Here is a 16,354-nt window from a genome sequence, read left to right on the forward strand (position 1 = left end):
CGCGCACCGGGAGAATCGAACCCATGGACGACCTCGTCAAACAAGCCATGGCCAAATGGCCCAACGTGCCCGACTGCTTCGGCTGGCTGGGCCTGGACGCCCGCGGCGACTGGTACATGCGCGACGACGCGGTGCAGGCGGCAGGCGTGTTCGGGCAGGCACCCGCCGCGCGCGGCGCGGTGCTGCGCCACGAGAAGCTGCTCGGCTTCATCGCCCGCAACTACGGTAGCGACGAGCAGGGCCGCTGGTTCTTCCAGAACGGGCCGCAGCGGGTGTATGTGGAACTGGAGGCGGCGCCCTATGTCTGGCGCGTGGCGCCCGATTTCGCGGTGACGGCCCACACCGCCCAGCCGGCGGGCGAGGTGACGCAGGCGCTGCTGGACGAAGACGGCCGGCTCTACCTGCTCACGCCGCTGGGCTGCGGCCTGGTGCACAGCCTGGACATGGTGCATGCGGCCGATGCGGTGGAGGCCGGCATCTGGCGGCCGCTGGAAGTGCGCGCCGGGGAGCTGGAGCAGCGCTGCGGCTTCCAGCGCCACCCGCGGCCTTGAACCAGCGCGCTAGTTCGAAAGCTTGAAATACTTGTCGTGAATCGCCGCCACCGAAGAGGAGAAGGTGGCGAGCGAGAAGCGGCTCTCGTAGGCCTTGCGGCCGTTGAGCCCCAGCAGGCGGCTGAGTTCTTCGTCGTTCAGGGCATCGATCAAGGCGTCCGCGATCGCCTTGACATCGCCAGGGTTCACGAAAAGCGTGTCGATCCGGCTCTGCAGCACGGTGGGAATTTCGCCGACCGGCGTGCAGATCGTCGGGATGCCGTGCGCCAGCGCTTCCAGAATCACCAGCGGCAGGCCTTCGTCGTAGGAGGGCAGGATCAGCACGTCGGCGGTCTTCAGGATGTCGGTGGCCTTGGTCTGGTCCACCCAACCCAGAAAACTCACCAGCTTCTCCAGGCCCAGGCTGTCGGACAGGCGCTGGAATTTCTCCACGTCGCCGCCACCGACCACCAGCACCTCCACCGTGGCCGGATCGAAGCGGGCATCCGTCAGCGCATGCAGCAGGTCGGCCAGACCCTTGCGGTCCCATAGATTGCCGAGGAACAGTACCCGCTTGCGGGCGCGGTCGTGGGGACGCTCCACCAGGGTGGCGGGCCCCGGTACGCCGTTGATGACCACGCTGACCTTGTCCGGCCGGATGCCGATGACATCGATCAGGAAACGCCGGGCGTTGTCGCCCAGCACGATGTTGTGGGTGGTCAGGTGGAAAACCGTGCGGGTGAACAGCTTGGCCGGCGCCGACAGGGAGCGGTAGTAGCTCTCCATCTGCGCCGCATGCAGGTGCAGCACGGCGGGCACGCCCAGCATGCGCGCGAACAGCAGCAGGATGCCCTTGCGGAACACACTCAGGCGCTCGGCCATGTTGACATGCAGGCCCGCCAGGCTGCCATTGAGCTTGCTCTTCAGGATCGTGCCCATCGCCTTGCCCAGCATGACGAAGGAGCCGGCCGCACTGCCGGTGCCGCGGGTGTCGAGCTTGACCATCTGCGCGCCCTGGTAGCAGTCGAAACCACTCTGGGCCTGCATCAGGTAATCGACCACGCGCAACATGCCGCCGCCCATCGGCCCCAGCGGCCCCGCCATATAGATGTACTTCATTTGACCTGTGACGAAGGAGGATCGCGAGGCCGGCGTGCCTTTGCGAAAACATCCCATCGTAACAAACGATAACTAAAGCATCATCCAGCAGGCGTTTTACGGGGACTGGCGACTGCGGGTTCTCACCAGGGTCGATGCGGCCACGCAGGTCAGCGTGGCGGCTAGCTACTTGGCCGCATCGACCATGTATTGGACGGCGGCGCGCACATCCGCATCCGGCGCGGTGGAGCCGCCCTTGGGCGGCATGGCGCCCATGCCGTGGAGGGCAGCGTTGACCAGGGTGTCCATGCCGGTGGCGATGCGCGGCGCCCAGGCAGCCTTGTCGCCGAACTTCGGCGCGTTGGCCACGCCGGCGGCATGGCACATCTGGCAGGTTTGTTTGTAGAGCGCTTCACCGGCCCCGCCGCCTGCGGCGGTGGTGGGCGCTGCTGTCGCCGTGGCGGCCGCCACCACCGGCGCCGCGCCGGTCACCGCTGCCGGACTCGGGGCCGCCGCGGCAGCCGTGGCGGCCGGCGCGGGCGTCGCGGCGGCACCCGCATTCGCGGTGGGCGCGGCCGCCGGCCGGTCCGGCACCGGGAACTTGGCGCCGCCGGCATTGGCCATGTAGACCACCGCCCGGCCGATCTCCACGTCCTCGAAGTCGCCGCCGCCCTGCGGGGGCATGGCGTCCTTGCCGGCCAGGGCCGAATGCAGCAGGGTCTCGTAGCCCTTGGCGATGCGCGGCGCCCAGTCTGCGCTGTCCTGGAACTTTGGCGCGCCCATCATGCCGGTGCCATGGCAGGTGATGCACTGGGCCTTGAAGACGTCCTCGCCGGACTTGAGCGGCCGGTTGGCATCGCGGATCTCCACCGTGCCGATGCGCTGTATGCGCGCCTGCAGCGCCTTCTGCGCGTCCGGCCCGCTGACGCCCGGCGCGGGCTTGTTGGCCGAGGTGACGAACAGCACCAGTCCGATGATCACGAAGATCGGCACCACGAAAGAAAAGAGCACCGCGATCAGCAACTGCTTGGGATTCTTGATCGGGCCGGAATGCGCCTCCTGGTGTTCTTCTGCCGGATTTGTCTCGCTCATGGGCTTGGCGTCCTCAGCTTTTTCATCGGGGCTGTCGCGGGCTGGAGCGCCCGGAATCAGCGATCGATTATAGGGAGCCACCCCCTTTGCAGAGCCTGTGCAAAGGGGGGGTTTCCCATGAGGCTCAGCGTGTTGCCGGGCTGCTGGAGGCCGCGCTGGCGGCCATTTCCGGCTGGTCGGTCCAGCCGCCGCCCAGGGCCTTGTACAGGCTGACCTGGTTCTGCCGCTGCAGCAGCCGGGTCTGCACCACGGCCTGCTGGGCGCCGAACAGCGAGCGCTGGGCGTCGAGCAGGTCGAGGTAGGTGGCCACGCCGTTGCGGTAGCGCAGGTCCGACAACTCGAAGCGGCCGGACTCGGCCTGCGCCTGCGCCTGCAGGGCGCGCAGCTGCTCGGCCAGGGTGGCGTCGCCCGCCAGGGCGTCGGCCACTTCGCGGAAGGCGGTCTGGATCGACTTCTCGTACTGCGCCACCGCGATGTCGCGGCCGGCTTCGGACGAGGCCAGCCCGGCGCGGTTGCGGCCCGCGTCGAAGATCGGCAGCACCAGCGAGGGCGCGATGCTGAAGGCCGAGCTGCCGCTCTTGAACAGGCCCGAGAGCTCGTTGCTGGCGGTGCCGGCCTGCGCGGTCAGGCTGATGCGCGGGAAGAAGGCCGCGCGCGCCGCGCCGATGTTGGCGTTGGCGGCGATCAGCTGCTGCTCGCTCTGGCGGATGTCCGGACGGCGCACCAGCAGATCGGACGGCAGGCCGGCCTGCAGCGCCGGGAAGGGCGGCACGTCGGCCAGGCGGTCGCCGGCCAGGCTGCTGCGGATGTCCGCGGGCAGCGGCTGGCCGAGCAGCAGCACCAGCGAGTTCTCGTCCAGCGCGCGCTGGCGCTGGGCCTGGGCCAGGGTGGCGCGGGCGCTCTGGGCGAGCGAGTCGGCCTGCTGGAAGTCCAGCGCGGAGGACACGCCGTTGTCCAGCCGCAGCTTGGTCAGCCGCACCGAGTCTTCCCGGGTGGCGACGGTGCGGCGCGACAGGTCGAGCAGCTCCTCGTCGGCCTGCAGCGCCAGCCAGCCGTTGGCCACGCCGGCGACCAGGCTGGTCTGCGCGGCGCGGCGCCCTTCCTCGCTGGCGAGGTAGGTGGCCAGGGCCTGTTCCTTCAGGCTTTGCAGGCGCCCGAAGAAGTCGATCTCCCAGGAGGTGACGGCCAGGCCGACCTGGAAGGAGTTGGTCAGGGCGCCGTTGATGACGTTGGGCGCGCGGCTGGCATTGGCCGCCAGCCCGACTGCCGGGTACTGGTTGGCGCGGGTGATCTGGAACTGCGCCCGCGCCTGCTCGATGGCCAGGCTGGTGGCGCGCAGGTCGCGGTTGCTCGACAGGGCGATGCCCACCAGCTGCACCAGGCGCGGATCGGCGAAGAACTGCTGATAGCTCAGCTCGCTGGCCACCGCGCCGGTGGCGGCCTGCGGCTGGGCGCCGTCGATCGCCGGCGGCGGCGGGAAGGACGCCTCCACCGGCGCGGCCGGGCGTTCGTAGGTCGGGATCAGGCTGCAGCCCGACAGCAGCAGCGCCGCCGCGGCGAGCGCTGCCAGGGGGAAGGTCTTTTTACGCATGGTCATGTGCGTCCTTGGAGTCTGTGTCGCCGCCGACGCCGGCTTCCTTGGCGTGCTGGGCGTAGATCTGCTGCTGGCGCTTGCTGCCCTTGAACACGCCGCGCACCACCACGAAGAAGACCGGCACGAAGAACACGGCGAGCGCCGTGCCGGTGATCATGCCGCCGATCACGCCGGTGCCGATGGCGCGCTGGCTCGCCGAGCCGGCGCCGGAGGCGATGGCCAGCGGCAGCACACCCAGCATGAAGGCCAGCGAGGTCATCACGATGGGCCGGAAGCGCAGGTGGGCGGCGGCCAGGGCCGACTCGATCACACCCTTGCCGGTGGCCTGCAGGTCCTTGGCGAACTCGATGATCAGGATGGCGTTCTTCGCCGACAGGCCGATGATGGTGATCAGGCCCACCTGGAAGTACACGTCGTTGTTGTAGCTGCGCAGCAGGGTCGCCAGCAGCACGCCGAGCACGCCCAGCGGCACCACCAGGATCACCGACAGCGGGATCGACCAGCTCTCGTACAGCGCGGCCAGGCAGAGGAACACCGCCAGGATCGCGAAGCCGTAGAGGATGGAGGCCTGCGAGCCGGCCAGCTTTTCCTCGCGGGTCAGGCCGGTCCATTCGTAGCCGAAGCCCGCGGGCAGCTTGGCGGCGAATTGCTCCATCTCCTTGATCGCGTCGCCCGAGCTGTAGCCCGGCGCGGCGGCGCCGTCGATACGCATGGCCGGATAGCCGTTGTAGCGCACCGTCTGCGTCGGGCCGGTCACCCAGCGGGTGGTCGCGAAGGTCGACAGCGGCACCGTCTTGCCCTGCGTGTTGACCGCGTTGAGCTTGAGCAGGTCTTCCGGCTGCATGCGGAAGGGCGCGTCGGCCTGTATCACCACCCGCTGCAGGCGTCCCTGGTTGGGGAAGTCGTTGATGTAGCTCGATCCGAGCGCGGTCGACAGCGCGGTGTTGATCGCCGCGAAATCCACGCCCAGCGCCTGGGCGCGGTCACGGTCGATCTCCAGCCGCAGCTGCGGCGCGTCTTCCAGGCCGTTGGGCCGCACCTGGGCCAGCACCTTGGACTGCGCGGCCATGCCCAGCATCTGGTTGCGGGCCGCCAGCAGCGCGTCGTGGCCCTTGCCGCCGCGGTCCTGCAGGCGGAAGGTGAAGCCGGTGGCGGTGCCCAGTTCCGGAATCGCCGGCGGCGACAGCGGATAGATGAAGGCATCGCGCACGCCCATCAGCGCACCGAAGGCGCGGCCGGCCAGCGCCTTGGCGCTGTGCTCCTCGCCGTGGCGCTCTTCCCAGGGCTTGAGCGTCACGAAGGCGAGCGCCGCGTTCTGGCCCTGGCCCGAGAAGCTGAAGCCCAGCACGCCGACCATGCTGCGCACTTCCGGCTGCTTGAGGATGAAGCCTTCGACCTGCTCGATCACCGAGCGCGTGCGCTCCTGCGTCGCGCCGGAGGGCAGCTGGATGTTGACGATGATGTTGCCCTGGTCCTCGTCCGGCAGGAAGGAGGACGGCAGGCGCAGGTACACGACCACCAGCACGCCGACGATGGCCGCGTAGATGATCAGGTAGCGCGCCGCGCGCTTCAGGATGCGCGCCACCAGGCTCTCGTAGCCCTTGGCGGTGCGGGTGAAGCCGCGGTTGAACCAGCCGAAGAAGCCCTTCTTCTCGTGGTGGCTGCCCTTCTCGATGGGCTTCAACAGCGTGGCGCACAGGGCCGGCGTCAGCGACAGCGCCAGGAAGGCGGAGAAGCCGATTGAGCTCACCATCACCGCCGAGAACTGGCGGTAGATGTTGCCGGTGGAGCCGCTGAAGAAGGCCAGCGGCACGAACACCGAGATCAGCACCACCGTCACGCCGATGATGGCGCCGGAGATCTGGCCCATGGCCTTGCGGGTGGCCTCCAGCGGCGGCAGGCCCTCCTCGGACATGATGCGCTCGACGTTCTCCACCACCACGATCGCATCGTCCACCACGATGCCGATCACCAGCACCATGCCGAACATGGTCAGCACGTTGATCGAGAAGCCCAGCGCCAGCAGCGCGCCGAAGGTGCCCAGCAGGGCCACCGGCACCACCACCGTCGGGATGATGGTGTAGCGGATGTTCTGCAGGAACAGGAACATCACCAGGAACACCAGCACGATGGCTTCCAGCAGGGTCTCGGCCACCTGTTCGATCGAGATCTTCACGAAGTCCGAGCTGTCGTACGGGATGTCCCACTTGATGCCCGAGGGGAAGAAGCCCTGCAGCTCGCCCATGCGCTTGCGCACGGCGGTGGCGGTGGCCAGCGCGTTGCCGCTGGGCGCCAGCTGCACGCCGATGCCGATGGCCGGCTTGCCGTTCAGGCGCGCCGAGGTGGCGTAGGCCTGCGCGCCCAGCTCGATGCGGGCCACGTCCTTCAACTTGACGGTGGAGCCGTCGGTGTTGGCGCGCAGCACGATGTTGCCGAAGGCCTCGGTGCTGGAGAGCTGGCCGGTCACTACCACCGTGGCGGAGATGCCCTGGCCGGAGATCGCCGGCAGATCGCCGATGCTGCCCGAGGCGACCTGGGCGTTCTGGTTGCGGATGGCGGTGGCGACGTCGCCGGCCGACAGGGCGAAGCCGGTCAGCTTGGCCGGATCGATCCAGATGCGCATGGAGCGTTCGGTGCCGAAGAGCTGGGCCTGGCCGACGCCGGCGATCCGCTGGATCTCGGGCACCACGTTGCGCGAGGCGTAGTCACCCACGCCGAACACGTCGATCGCCGGGTCTTCCGAGGACAGGATGACGAACATCAGGAAGTTCGAGCGCGACTTGTCGACCCGCACGCCCTGCTGCGTCACCGCCGCCGGCAGGCGCGGCGTGGCGCGCGACAGGCGGTTCTGCACATCCACCTGCGCCAGGTCGGGATTGGTGCCCGGCTCGAAGGACGCGGTGATGGTGCCGGTGCCGTCGGCCTGGCTGACCGACTCCATGTAGATCATGCCGGGCGAGCCGTTCAACTCGCGCTCGATCACGCTGATCACGCTGTCTTCCAGCGTCTGCGCCGAAGCGCCGGGATAGGCCACGGTCACCACGATGGCGGGCGGCGCCACCGTGGGGTATTGCGAAATCGGCAGCTGGGTGATCGAGACCGCGCCGAGCACGATCAGGAACAGTGCGATCACCCAGGCAAAGATCGGCCTGTCGATGAAAAACTTGGCCATTCAGGCGCTCCTCGTTACTTGGCCGCCGGGGCGGCTGCCGCGGCCGGGGCTGCGGATGCCGGCGCGGCAGGCGTCCAGGGAACCGCCTTGACCGGGGTGCCCGGAGGCGCCATCTGCAGCTTCTGGAAGCCGTCGACCATCACCTGGTCGCCGGCCTTCAGGCCGTCGGTGACCACCCAGTTGTTGTCCTTGGACCCGTTGATCTTGACGGTGCGCGGCGAAATCTTGCCGTCCGCCGCCACGATGGACACCGTGTCGCCCTGCTGGGTGCGGGTGACCGCCTGCTGCGGCAGCAGCACCGCGTTCTGCACCTGCGCCTGCTCGATGCGCACCCGCACGTACAGGCCCGGCAGCAGCGCGCCGCCGGCATTGGGCACCTCGGCCCGCAGGGTGACCTGGCCGGTGGTGGCATCCACCGACAGGTCGGTGAACAGCAGCTTGCCGGTCTGCGGCAGCACCGAGCCGTCTTCCTGCACGATGCGCACCACGGCGGATTCGGCGCCGCCGGCCCGCTGCAGCTGGCCCTTCTGCATGGCCGCGCGCAGGCGCGACACCTCGGCCACCGACTGGGTGAAGTTCACATACACCGGGTTGATCTGCTGGATCAGCGCCAGCTGGGTGGCCTCGCCCTGGCCGACCAGCGCGCCTTCGGTCACCAGCGAGCGGCCGATGCGGCCGGAGATCGGCGCCGTCACCTGGGCATAACCCAGCGTGATCTGCGCATTGGCCACCGCCGCCTTGCCCACGGCCACATCGGCCTGGGCCTGCTTCTCGGTGGCCTGGGCGTTGACGTAGTCCTGCTTGCTGATCGCGTTGACTTCCACCAGCGGCTTGTAGCGCTGCACCGTGGCGCTGGCCTGCGCCAGGTTGGCCTCGGCGCGCTGCAGCGAGGCGGCGGCGCTCTGGGCGCTGGCGGCGTACGGGCCCGGATCGATCTGGTAGAGCACCTGGCCGGCCTTCACGTCCGAGCCTTCGGTGAACAGGCGCTTCTGCAGGATGCCGGCGGCGCGCGCACGCACCTGGGCGACGCGCGAGGCTTCCACGCGGCCGGGCAGCTCGGTCTCGATGCCCACATTGCCGGGCTGCACCGTCACCACGCCCACTTGCGGAGGCGGCATGCCGCCGCCCGGAGGGCCGCCGGCGGCCGGTGCCGCGTCTTTCTTGCCGCAGGCCGAAAGAGCGATGGAGGCGACGATGGCGAGCGCGATCGATGAAAGTACGGCGGAGCGGGCCGGAAACGGGGCTTTCCACGAGACAGACATGGAGGGTCCTTCCAGAGACGGGAGAGAGGGATGCAGAGAGAAACGGGGGCGGCGCGCCGGTGGGTGTACCAGGCACATTCCGCAGCGTAACGCAGGGTTACGGCCGGAGGAGCGCGCCAGTATACATACAATGATGAATGTAAAACGACAGTCCGGACGCCTCTTCAGGCTTGCCGGCCGATCCTCGAAAGCAAGGCAAGAAAAATGGTCCGCCGTACCAAGGAAGCAGCCCAGCACACCCGCAGCCAACTGCTGGATGCTGCCGAGCAGCTGTTCCATGCGCAAGGCGTGTCGCGCACCTCGCTGCAGGAAATCGCCGCCGCCGCCGGCACCACCCGCGGCGCCATCTACTGGCATTTCAAGGACAAGGCCGACCTGTTCAACGCCATGATGGAACGCGTCACCCTGCCGATGGAGGAAACCATCCAGCACCTGGGCGAGAACCCGCGGGCCGACCCGGTGGCCGAGCTGCGCGAATCGGTGCGCGCCGCGCTGCTGCTGGTGCGCGACGACCTGCAGGTGCGCCGTGTCTTCGAGATCGCCACCCACCAGGTCGAATACGTCGAGGAACTCAAGGCGGTGAAGGAGCGCCACCTGCAGTGCCGCAACGACTGCCTGGTGAAGATAGAGCGCGGCCTCAACCAGGCCGCCGCGCAGCAGAAGCAGGGCCTGAGCCTGCCCGCCCCGGTGGCGGTGCACGGCCTGCACGGCCTGGTGGACGGCCTCATCCAGAACTGGCTGCTGGACGTGCAGGCCTTCGACCTGGTCGAGTACGGATGCCGCAGCGTGGATGTCTACCTGCGCGGCCTCGGCCTGATGCCGGATTTGCGGTCCTTGCCTGAGCCGGCCGAGGCCCTGGCGGAAGTGCTGGTGGAATAGGCCATAATCGCGCTCTTCGGCGCAATGCCGGAAATCAGCGGCTGTAGCTCAGTGGATAGAGTATTGGCCTCCGAAGCCAAGGGTCGTGGGTTCGATCCCCGCCAGCCGCACCACATCTCCCATCAGCATCGACTGGATCCCGCCTCCTGGGGCGCCAGTGCCGCCACCAGGTGGCCGAGATGCTTGTTCCCCTCGATGGCGCCCTTGCGCACGCAGATCCTGTTGTGCCGCGCCGCCCACGGGTCCGTCAGTTCGATCACGGCCATCTGGCTCCGTTCCCGCTTGCCGAGTGCCGAGGTGGGAACGATGCTGATGCCGGCGCCGGACGTCACCAGCCGGACCACGGCATTGAAGCCTGACACCTGCACCCGCACGTCCAGCCGGCCGCCGGTGGCCGCCGCCTGCCCCATCAGGTAGGTGTGCAGGGCGGAGCCGTTGGGCTGGCTGATCCAGGGTTCCCCGAAACAATCGACGAAACGCACCGAGGCCCGTCTGGCGAGCTTGCTGCCCAGGGGCGCGACCACCACGAAGCGGTCGTCCCGGTAGGGGTGGAATTCCAGGTCGGGGTGATCGGAATCGACGGCCACGATGCCGATGTCCGCGCGGCCCTGGGTCACCGCGAAGATGATGTCCGGCCCCATCCGTTCCTCCAGCTTGATGCGCACCGAGGGATGTGCCGCGAAGAAGCGCGCCAGGTCGTCCGGCAGGTGGAAGTTCACCACGTTGTTGTTGGCGAACAGCGTGAGATGCGTGGTGAGCCCCAGCGCATAGGGCGACAGGTCGGCATGCATCTGTTCCAGGCCGGCCAGGCAGTGGCGCACATGTTCCAGCATCACGGAGCCCGCGGCGGTCAGCGCCACGCCGCGGGCCTGCCGTGTGAAGAGGGTCACCCCGAGCGCGTCTTCCAGCCCCTTCAGGCGAAGACTGGCCGAGGAGGGCGCGAGATGGGCGCGCACCGCGCCGCGCGAGAGGCTGCCTTCCTCGGCGATGGCCAGGAAGGTCCGTAGGTCGACCAGGTCGTAGTGCATGGGTTTGCGTTCGTCGAATCGTGGGCTGGCCGCGGTCGCGGCGCCGATTTTCTGCTGCACCCGGGTTTCGAAGGATTCGGTTTTCACAAAGCCTCGGCTTGCGAGAACTCACTTGTCCGTGCCCGGGGGCGCTGCAGATACTGGACCGTCATCAGGAGTTGCCCCATGTCCCTAGCAAGAACCATTCGAGGCCTGCTTGTCGCCGCGCTGGCCGTCGGCAGCGCGGCGCTGTGGGCGCAGGCCTCCTACCCCGACCGGCCCATCACCTTCGTCTCGCCGTTCCCGCCCGGCGGCGCCACCGATCTGGTGGCCCGGGTCATGGCCAGGAGCCTGTCCGTGGCGATGGGCCAGCCCGTCGTGGTCGAGGACCGGGTCGGCGCCACCGGCCTCATCGGCGAGAGCTACGTCATGCGCGCCAAGCCCGATGGACTCACGGTGCTGATCGCCACCAACAGCAGCCATGTGGTCGCGCCCCTGCTGCAGGCGAAGAAGCCTTTCGATCCGGTGGCGGATTTCGAGCCCGTCACCCTGCTCGGCGGCTATCCGCTGGCGCTGTCGGTGCATCCCTCGGTGCCGGCGCGCAATGTGCAGGAACTGATCGCGCTGGCGCGCAAGTCGCCCGGCAAACTCAACTTCGGCAGCGTGGGCACGGGCAGCGTGATCCACCTGACCGGGGAGCAGTTCAAGCTCAGGAGCGGCATCGACATCACGCATGTCCCCTACAAGGGCACCGGTACCTTGTCGAACGCCCTGATCTCCGGCGAGATCGACATGCAGTTCGACAGCGTGGGCTCCACCCGGGTGCTGATGGACTCCGGCCGGATACGCCCCCTGGCCGTCACCGGCGAGAAGCGCTCCGCCGTGCTGCCCCAGGTGCCCACCCTGGCCGAGGCCGGCCTGCCGGGCCTGAACTCCATCGTCTGGCTGGGCGCGTTCGTGCCCAGGGGCACGCCGCCGGCGATCGTGGACAGATTGCGGCGCGAGATGGTCAAGGCGCTCCGGGAGGACGCCGATGTCCGCCGGGTGTTCGCGGACAACGGCATCGAGATCGTGGGCAACGACAGCCAGGCCTTCGCCGCCTCGCTGCAGCGCGAGCAGAAGAGCTGGGCGGAGCTGATCGAGGCCGCCCGCATCCCCCTCCAATGAACACGCAGAACCTCGCCAGGGAAATGAAGACCATGCACGAGCAGCCATCCGCGGACCGGCAAGCGGCCATCGACCGCCTCCTGTCCACCACCCTCGAAGTCTTCGGCCTGCCGGCCCGGGCGCCCTGGCACGAAGACGTGCGTTTCTTCGTCGGTGTCATCGCCGACTGCGCCGCGCTGGTGCAGTCGGTGGACCTGGGCGACCGCGCGGAACCTGCACCGGTGTACCAGCCATGAACACGGACCTCGATTTCACATCGCCCGCGGTAGCGTCGGCGCAGGCCATCGCGGGCGCCGTCTCGCGCGGCGAGTGGAGCGCACGTGCGGTGGTGGAGGCCAGCCTGCATCGTATCGAGGCGCTGAACCCCGTCGTGAACGCCTTCACCGACGTCACCGCCGAACGCGCCCTGCAGGCGGCCGACGCGGTGGACCGCCGCCGTGCCGCCGGTGAACGGCTGGGCGCGCTGGCAGGGGTTCCGTTCGCGGCCAAGAACCTGTTCGACATCCGCGGCATCCCCACCCGCGCGGGCTCGAAGATCAACCGCGAATTGGCGCCGGCCGCCGGCGATGCCTTCCTGATCGCCCAGCTGGAGCGGCAGGACGCCATCCTGCTCGGCGGCCTGAACATGGGCGAATACGCCTGCGACTTCACCGGCGAGAACGCGCACGACGGCCCCTCGCGCAACCCGCATGCCACCGAGCGCATGACCGGCGGCTCCTCCGGCGGCTCGGGCGCCGCGGTGGCGGCCGGCATGGTGCCGGTCGCCCTGGGGTCCGACACCAATGGCTCGATCCGCGTGCCTTCGTCCCTGTGCGGCATCTTCGGCCTGAAGCCCACCTACGGGCGCCTGTCGCGCGGCGGCAGCTTCCCCTTCGTGTCTTCCTTCGACCACCTCGGGCCCTTCGCCCGTTCGGTGGCCGACCTGGCCGCGGTGTACGACGCGATGCAGGGTCAGGATCCGCTCGATCCCATGCAGAGCGCGCGACCGGCCGCACCCACGCTGGCGGCGCTGGAAGCCGGCACCGCCGGCCTGCGCATCGCGGTGGCCGGCGGCTATTTCCGCCGCAAGGGCCTGCCCGAGGCATTCGAGGCGGTCGATACGGTGGCGAAGGCGCTGGGCGTCGGCCGGGTGCTGGACATCCCCCACGCCGACGTGGCGCGGGCCGCGGCCGTCGTCATCACCTCGGCCGAGGGCGCGGCGGTCCATGCCCGGCGGCTGCGCCAGCGCATCGAGGACTTCGATCCCGCCGTGCGCAACCGCCTGGTCAGCGGCCTGGCCACGCCCGCCGCCTGGGTCGAATCCGCCCAGCGCTTTCGCCGGTATTTCCGCGAGGAGATGCTGAAGCTCTTCGAGTCGGTGGATGTGCTGATCGCCCCGGCCACGCCCTGCCGCGCACCGCTGATCGGCCAGAAGACCATGGTGCTGGACGGCGAGACCCTGCCGGTGCGGCCCAACCTGGGCCTCTACACCCAGCCGATCTCGTTCATCGGGTTGCCCGTCGTGGCGGTGCCGGTGCGGGACGGCGCGGCCCAGCCGATCGGCGTGCAGATCATCGCGCCGCCCTGGCGCGAGGACCTGGCGCTGCGGGTGGCCCATGCGCTGGAGCGGCAGGGCGTGGCCGCCTGCCGCCCGGCGGCGCTGCAGCAATGACAGGAAGGAATGAACATGATCGTGAATGACCCCCGGGTGCTGGCCGAGGTGCAGGAAGCCTTCGGCCGCTACGAAACCGCGCTGATGGCCAACGACCTGGCCGGGATGGACGCCTGCTTCTGGCACGACGACAAGACCATCCGCTACGGCATCGCCGAGATCCTGCACGGCATCGGCGAGATCCGCGCCTACCGCCAGGGCCGTTCGCCCGCCGGCCTGCACCGGGTGCTGAGCCGCACGGTGATCACCACCTTCGGCAGCGACTGCGCCACGGCCAGCACCCTGTTCGAGCGCGAGGCGCAGGCCGGGATGATCGGCCGCCAGCAGCAGACCTGGGTGCGCCTGGAGGCGGGCTGGCGCATCGTCGCGGCGCATGTGAGTGTGGTGCCCGTCCCGGCCGCCGCCGGGGCCGCGGTGTAAGGCCATGGCGATGTCTGCCATCGTGGACCCGGCCCGCGAGGACCGCCGCCTGCCCGTCACCGTGCTGAGCGGCTTCCTGGGCGCGGGCAAGACCACCCTGCTCAACCACCTGCTGGGCACCCCGCACGGCATGCGCATCGCGGTCGTGGTGAACGACATGAGCGCGATCAACATCGACGCCCACCGGCTGCAGGACCGGGCCGCCGTCTCCCGCACCGATTACGCCCTGGTCGAGATGAGCAACGGCTGCATCTGCTGCACGCTGCGCGAGGACCTGCTCGGCGAGGTCGCCAGGCTGGCCGCCGCCGGCCGTTTCGACTACCTGCTGATCGAGTCCACCGGCATCGGCGAGCCGCTGCCGGTGGCCGAGACCTTCACCTTCATGGACGAACGCGGTCAGGTGCTGTCGGACGTGGCGCGGCTGGACACCATGGCGACCGTGGTGGATGGCGCGAACTTCATGGCGCAGTTCACGGCACCGTCCTCGGACCAGCCCGGGCTGCAGGCCCTGCTGGTCAACCAGGTGGAATTCGCCGACGTGATCGTCGTCAGCAAGAGCGACCTGATCTCGCCGCAGCAGCAGGGCACGCTGCAGGGCGTGCTGCGTGGCCTGAACAGCCGGGCGCGGATCGTGCTGGCCTCCGGCGGCGCGGTCGCCCCGGAATTGCTGCTGAACACCCACGCATTCGACATCGAGCAGGCCAGCGCCGCGCCGGGCTGGCTGGCCACCCTGCGGGGCGAGGAGCACTCCGAACAGGACGCCTACGGCATCTCCTCCTTTGTCTACAGCTCACGCATTCCCTTCCATCCGCAACGCTTTGCCCGCTTCCTGGCCGAGCACGGCAGCGATAAGGCATTGCTGCGCGCCAAGGGGTATCTGTGGCTGGCGCATCGCGTCACCGAGATGGGCGTGCTGGCCAAGGCCGGCGCGGCGCCCATGGCCTATGAATGGTCCGGGGCCTGGTGGCGTTTCCTCGACGAACGCAGCTGGCCGCCGGACGAGGCGCAGCGCGCTTTCATCCGCAGCCGCTGGTCCGAGGAGGTGGGCGACTGCCGCCAGGAGCTGGTGTTCATCGGCCAGCGGCTGGACCGGCAGGCCATCACCGCGGCGCTGGACGCCTGCCGGCTCAGCGACGACGAGATCCTGCAGGGGGCCGACGCCTGGGCCGCCTACGCCCCGCAAGAAGCGGATTCAACAGACACAACGGTGAAAGGAAAAGCAGATGCACTTCAATAACGAGAAGGAAAGAACGCTGGCGCTGCGCGACGCGCTGATCGCCAAGGGCATGCACACCCAGGCGGAAGTCGATGCCATGGAAGAGGGCTTCGAAACCTGGACGCCCGCCAACGGCGCCGCCGTGGTGGCCCGGGCCTGGTGCGATCCGGACTTCAAGCAGCGCCTGCTGGCCGATGCCCTTGGCACCGCCAACGAAGTGGTGCAGCCCGTGCCCTTCGGCGGCTGGGACGCCCTGGCCCTGGAGAACACCGACAAGGTGCACAACGTGCTGGTCTGCACGCTGTGCTCCTGCACCATCAAGTCGCTGATCGGCCAGCCGCCGCACTGGTACAAGAGCCTGGCCTACCGCGCCCGCCTGGTGCGCGAGCCCCGCGCGGTGCTGGGCGAGTTCGGCCTGACGCTGGCGCCCGAGGTGGAGATCAAGGTGTGGGACATCACCGCCGAAACCGGCTACATGGTGATCCCCGTCCGACCCGCGGGCACCGAGGGCTGGAGCGAGGCCGAACTGGCCTCCATCGTCACCAAGAAAAGCCTCATCGGCGTGGAGCAGCCCGATGTGCGCCTGGTCAGGCGCGACGGCCAGGCCGCCACATCGGACGTGGAGGTGCAGCATGCCTGATACCCACGACCTCGGCGGCATCGCCGGCTTCGGTGCCATCCCCCACCTGGAAAAGGACTACGAATACAACGAGCGCTGGGAATGGACCCTGATGGCGGTGCTGCGCCTGGGCGCGCAGAAGGGCTGGTACCGCACCGATGCCTACCGCCACGCGCTGGAGCGGCTGCCGCGCGACTTCTATCTGAGCAAGTCCTACTACGACCGGATGCTCAGCGGCATCACCAATGCCTACCTGGAAGCCGGCATCGTCACCGCCGGGGAGATCGAGCAGCATCTGGAGCCGCACATCCGCATCCCGATCTCCACGCCCCGGGGCCCCGGCCATGCGGGCGCGGAGCGGCCGGAACTGGTGCGTTTCCAGGCCGGCGACCGGGTCACCGTGCGCTCACCGCTGCCGGACGGCCATGTGCGCGCCCCCGCCTATGTGCGCGGCAAGACCGGCACCGTCGTCGATCGCGGCCGGCATGCGCTGCCCTTTCCCGGGCGGGTGGGCCACCGCGAGCCGGGTGCGGCCGAGTTCACCTACCGCGTCGAGTTCGAGCGCCGCGAACTGTGGGCCGACGCGCTCGATGCGGGCACGGTGATCGTCGACCTGTCCGACAGCTACCTGAACCCGGAGGCCTGAA

15 protein-coding genes and 1 tRNA gene are annotated in these 16,354 nt (G+C 69.1%); 10 read left to right on the forward strand and 6 right to left on the reverse strand.

Going from position 1 to position 16,354, the window contains the following annotated elements:
- Window positions 1–23: 23 nt before the first annotated feature.
- A complete protein-coding gene (locus GT347_RS14655) occupies window positions 24–551 on the forward strand; it encodes a DUF2946 family protein (RefSeq protein ID WP_160552898.1) in 528 nt (175 codons plus the stop codon).
- Between the two features lie 9 nt (window positions 552–560).
- Here the strand turns inward: GT347_RS14655 and GT347_RS14660 are convergent, their stop codons facing one another.
- The 5 genes from GT347_RS14660 to GT347_RS14680 form a co-directional block, all read right to left on the reverse strand.
- Window positions 561–1,649, reverse strand: a complete 1,089-nt coding sequence (locus GT347_RS14660) for a glycosyltransferase family 4 protein (RefSeq protein ID WP_229722320.1) — start codon at window positions 1,647–1,649, stop codon at window positions 561–563.
- A gap of 165 nt (window positions 1,650–1,814) precedes the next feature.
- Window positions 1,815–2,720: a c-type cytochrome gene (locus GT347_RS14665; protein WP_160552900.1), complete on the reverse strand. Its 906-nt coding sequence runs from the start codon at window positions 2,718–2,720 to the stop codon at window positions 1,815–1,817.
- 124 nt (window positions 2,721–2,844) lie between these two features.
- Window positions 2,845–4,311, reverse strand: coding sequence for an efflux transporter outer membrane subunit (locus GT347_RS14670; RefSeq protein WP_407704164.1), 1,467 nt, complete (start codon window positions 4,309–4,311; stop codon window positions 2,845–2,847).
- A complete protein-coding gene (locus GT347_RS14675) occupies window positions 4,304–7,486 on the reverse strand; it encodes an efflux RND transporter permease subunit (RefSeq protein ID WP_160552902.1) in 3,183 nt (1,060 codons plus the stop codon). Before GT347_RS14675 ends, GT347_RS14670 begins: the two co-directional genes overlap by 8 nt.
- A gap of 14 nt (window positions 7,487–7,500) precedes the next feature.
- Window positions 7,501–8,748, reverse strand: coding sequence for an efflux RND transporter periplasmic adaptor subunit (locus GT347_RS14680; protein WP_160552903.1), 1,248 nt, complete (start codon window positions 8,746–8,748; stop codon window positions 7,501–7,503).
- 204 nt (window positions 8,749–8,952) lie between these two features.
- Between GT347_RS14680 and GT347_RS14685 the strand changes: the two genes are divergently transcribed.
- Entirely contained in the window at window positions 8,953–9,627 is a 675-nt protein-coding gene (locus GT347_RS14685) for a TetR family transcriptional regulator (protein WP_160552904.1), read from the forward strand.
- A 37-nt stretch (window positions 9,628–9,664) separates the two neighbouring features.
- Window positions 9,665–9,740 (forward strand) — tRNA-Arg (locus tag GT347_RS14690).
- Window positions 9,741–9,749: 9 nt separating this feature from the next.
- Here GT347_RS14690 and GT347_RS14695 read toward each other — a convergent pair.
- Window positions 9,750–10,742: a LysR family transcriptional regulator gene (locus GT347_RS14695; RefSeq protein WP_229722321.1), complete on the reverse strand. Its 993-nt coding sequence runs from the start codon at window positions 10,740–10,742 to the stop codon at window positions 9,750–9,752.
- A gap of 78 nt (window positions 10,743–10,820) precedes the next feature.
- Here GT347_RS14695 and GT347_RS14700 point away from each other — a divergent pair, with 78 nt between their 5' ends.
- From GT347_RS14700 to GT347_RS14730, 7 genes are read left to right on the forward strand one after another with little or no spacing between them, the layout of a single operon-like run.
- The gene (locus GT347_RS14700; RefSeq protein WP_160552905.1) at window positions 10,821–11,801 is read left to right on the forward strand and encodes a Bug family tripartite tricarboxylate transporter substrate binding protein; all 981 of its coding nucleotides are present in this window, start codon (window positions 10,821–10,823) and stop codon (window positions 11,799–11,801) included.
- A complete protein-coding gene (locus tag GT347_RS14705; RefSeq protein ID WP_160552906.1) occupies window positions 11,798–12,037 on the forward strand; it encodes an AtzG-like protein in 240 nt (79 codons plus the stop codon). Before GT347_RS14700 ends, GT347_RS14705 begins: the two co-directional genes overlap by 4 nt.
- A complete protein-coding gene (locus GT347_RS14710) occupies window positions 12,034–13,452 on the forward strand; it encodes an AtzE family amidohydrolase (RefSeq protein ID WP_160552907.1) in 1,419 nt (472 codons plus the stop codon). Before GT347_RS14705 ends, GT347_RS14710 begins: the two co-directional genes overlap by 4 nt.
- A 15-nt stretch (window positions 13,453–13,467) precedes the next feature.
- Window positions 13,468–13,872 carry an oxalurate catabolism protein HpxZ gene (hpxZ, locus tag GT347_RS14715; RefSeq protein ID WP_160552908.1) on the forward strand — a complete coding sequence of 135 codons (405 nt, stop codon included), beginning with the start codon at window positions 13,468–13,470 and terminating at the stop codon, window positions 13,870–13,872.
- Between the two features lie 4 nt (window positions 13,873–13,876).
- A complete protein-coding gene (locus GT347_RS14720; protein WP_229722322.1) occupies window positions 13,877–15,109 on the forward strand; it encodes a GTP-binding protein in 1,233 nt (410 codons plus the stop codon).
- Window positions 15,096–15,728, forward strand: a complete 633-nt coding sequence (locus tag GT347_RS14725; RefSeq protein ID WP_160552909.1) for a nitrile hydratase subunit alpha — start codon at window positions 15,096–15,098, stop codon at window positions 15,726–15,728. Before GT347_RS14720 ends, GT347_RS14725 begins: the two co-directional genes overlap by 14 nt.
- The gene (locus GT347_RS14730; protein WP_160552910.1) at window positions 15,721–16,353 is read left to right on the forward strand and encodes an SH3-like domain-containing protein; all 633 of its coding nucleotides are present in this window, start codon (window positions 15,721–15,723) and stop codon (window positions 16,351–16,353) included. Before GT347_RS14725 ends, GT347_RS14730 begins: the two co-directional genes overlap by 8 nt.
- Window position 16,354: the final 1 nt, after the last annotated feature.

Source organism: Xylophilus rhododendri (assembly GCF_009906855.1).
Classification (GTDB): domain Bacteria; phylum Pseudomonadota; class Gammaproteobacteria; order Burkholderiales; family Burkholderiaceae_C; genus Xylophilus; species Xylophilus rhododendri.

What these genes read in the sequence shown, in the direction of transcription:
- GT347_RS14660 (WP_229722320.1), bottom strand. Translation starts at nt 1,649, where the DNA reads ATGAAGTACATCTATATGGCGGGGCCGCTGGGGCCGATGGGCGGCGGC.
- GT347_RS14655 (WP_160552898.1), top strand. Translation starts at nt 24, where the DNA reads ATGGACGACCTCGTCAAACAAGCCATGGCCAAATGGCCCAACGTGCCC.
- GT347_RS14670 (WP_407704164.1), bottom strand. Translation starts at nt 4,311, where the DNA reads ATGCGTAAAAAGACCTTCCCCCTGGCAGCGCTCGCCGCGGCGGCGCTG.
- GT347_RS14710 (WP_160552907.1), top strand. Translation starts at nt 12,034, where the DNA reads ATGAACACGGACCTCGATTTCACATCGCCCGCGGTAGCGTCGGCGCAG.
- GT347_RS14700 (WP_160552905.1), top strand. Translation starts at nt 10,821, where the DNA reads ATGTCCCTAGCAAGAACCATTCGAGGCCTGCTTGTCGCCGCGCTGGCC.
- GT347_RS14730 (WP_160552910.1), top strand. Translation starts at nt 15,721, where the DNA reads ATGCCTGATACCCACGACCTCGGCGGCATCGCCGGCTTCGGTGCCATC.
- GT347_RS14720 (WP_229722322.1), top strand. Translation starts at nt 13,877, where the DNA reads ATGGCGATGTCTGCCATCGTGGACCCGGCCCGCGAGGACCGCCGCCTG.
- GT347_RS14685 (WP_160552904.1), top strand. Translation starts at nt 8,953, where the DNA reads ATGGTCCGCCGTACCAAGGAAGCAGCCCAGCACACCCGCAGCCAACTG.
- hpxZ (WP_160552908.1), top strand. Translation starts at nt 13,468, where the DNA reads ATGATCGTGAATGACCCCCGGGTGCTGGCCGAGGTGCAGGAAGCCTTC.
- GT347_RS14665 (WP_160552900.1), bottom strand. Translation starts at nt 2,720, where the DNA reads ATGAGCGAGACAAATCCGGCAGAAGAACACCAGGAGGCGCATTCCGGC.
- GT347_RS14675 (WP_160552902.1), bottom strand. Translation starts at nt 7,486, where the DNA reads ATGGCCAAGTTTTTCATCGACAGGCCGATCTTTGCCTGGGTGATCGCA.
- GT347_RS14725 (WP_160552909.1), top strand. Translation starts at nt 15,096, where the DNA reads ATGCACTTCAATAACGAGAAGGAAAGAACGCTGGCGCTGCGCGACGCG.
- GT347_RS14705 (WP_160552906.1), top strand. Translation starts at nt 11,798, where the DNA reads ATGAACACGCAGAACCTCGCCAGGGAAATGAAGACCATGCACGAGCAG.
- GT347_RS14680 (WP_160552903.1), bottom strand. Translation starts at nt 8,748, where the DNA reads ATGTCTGTCTCGTGGAAAGCCCCGTTTCCGGCCCGCTCCGCCGTACTT.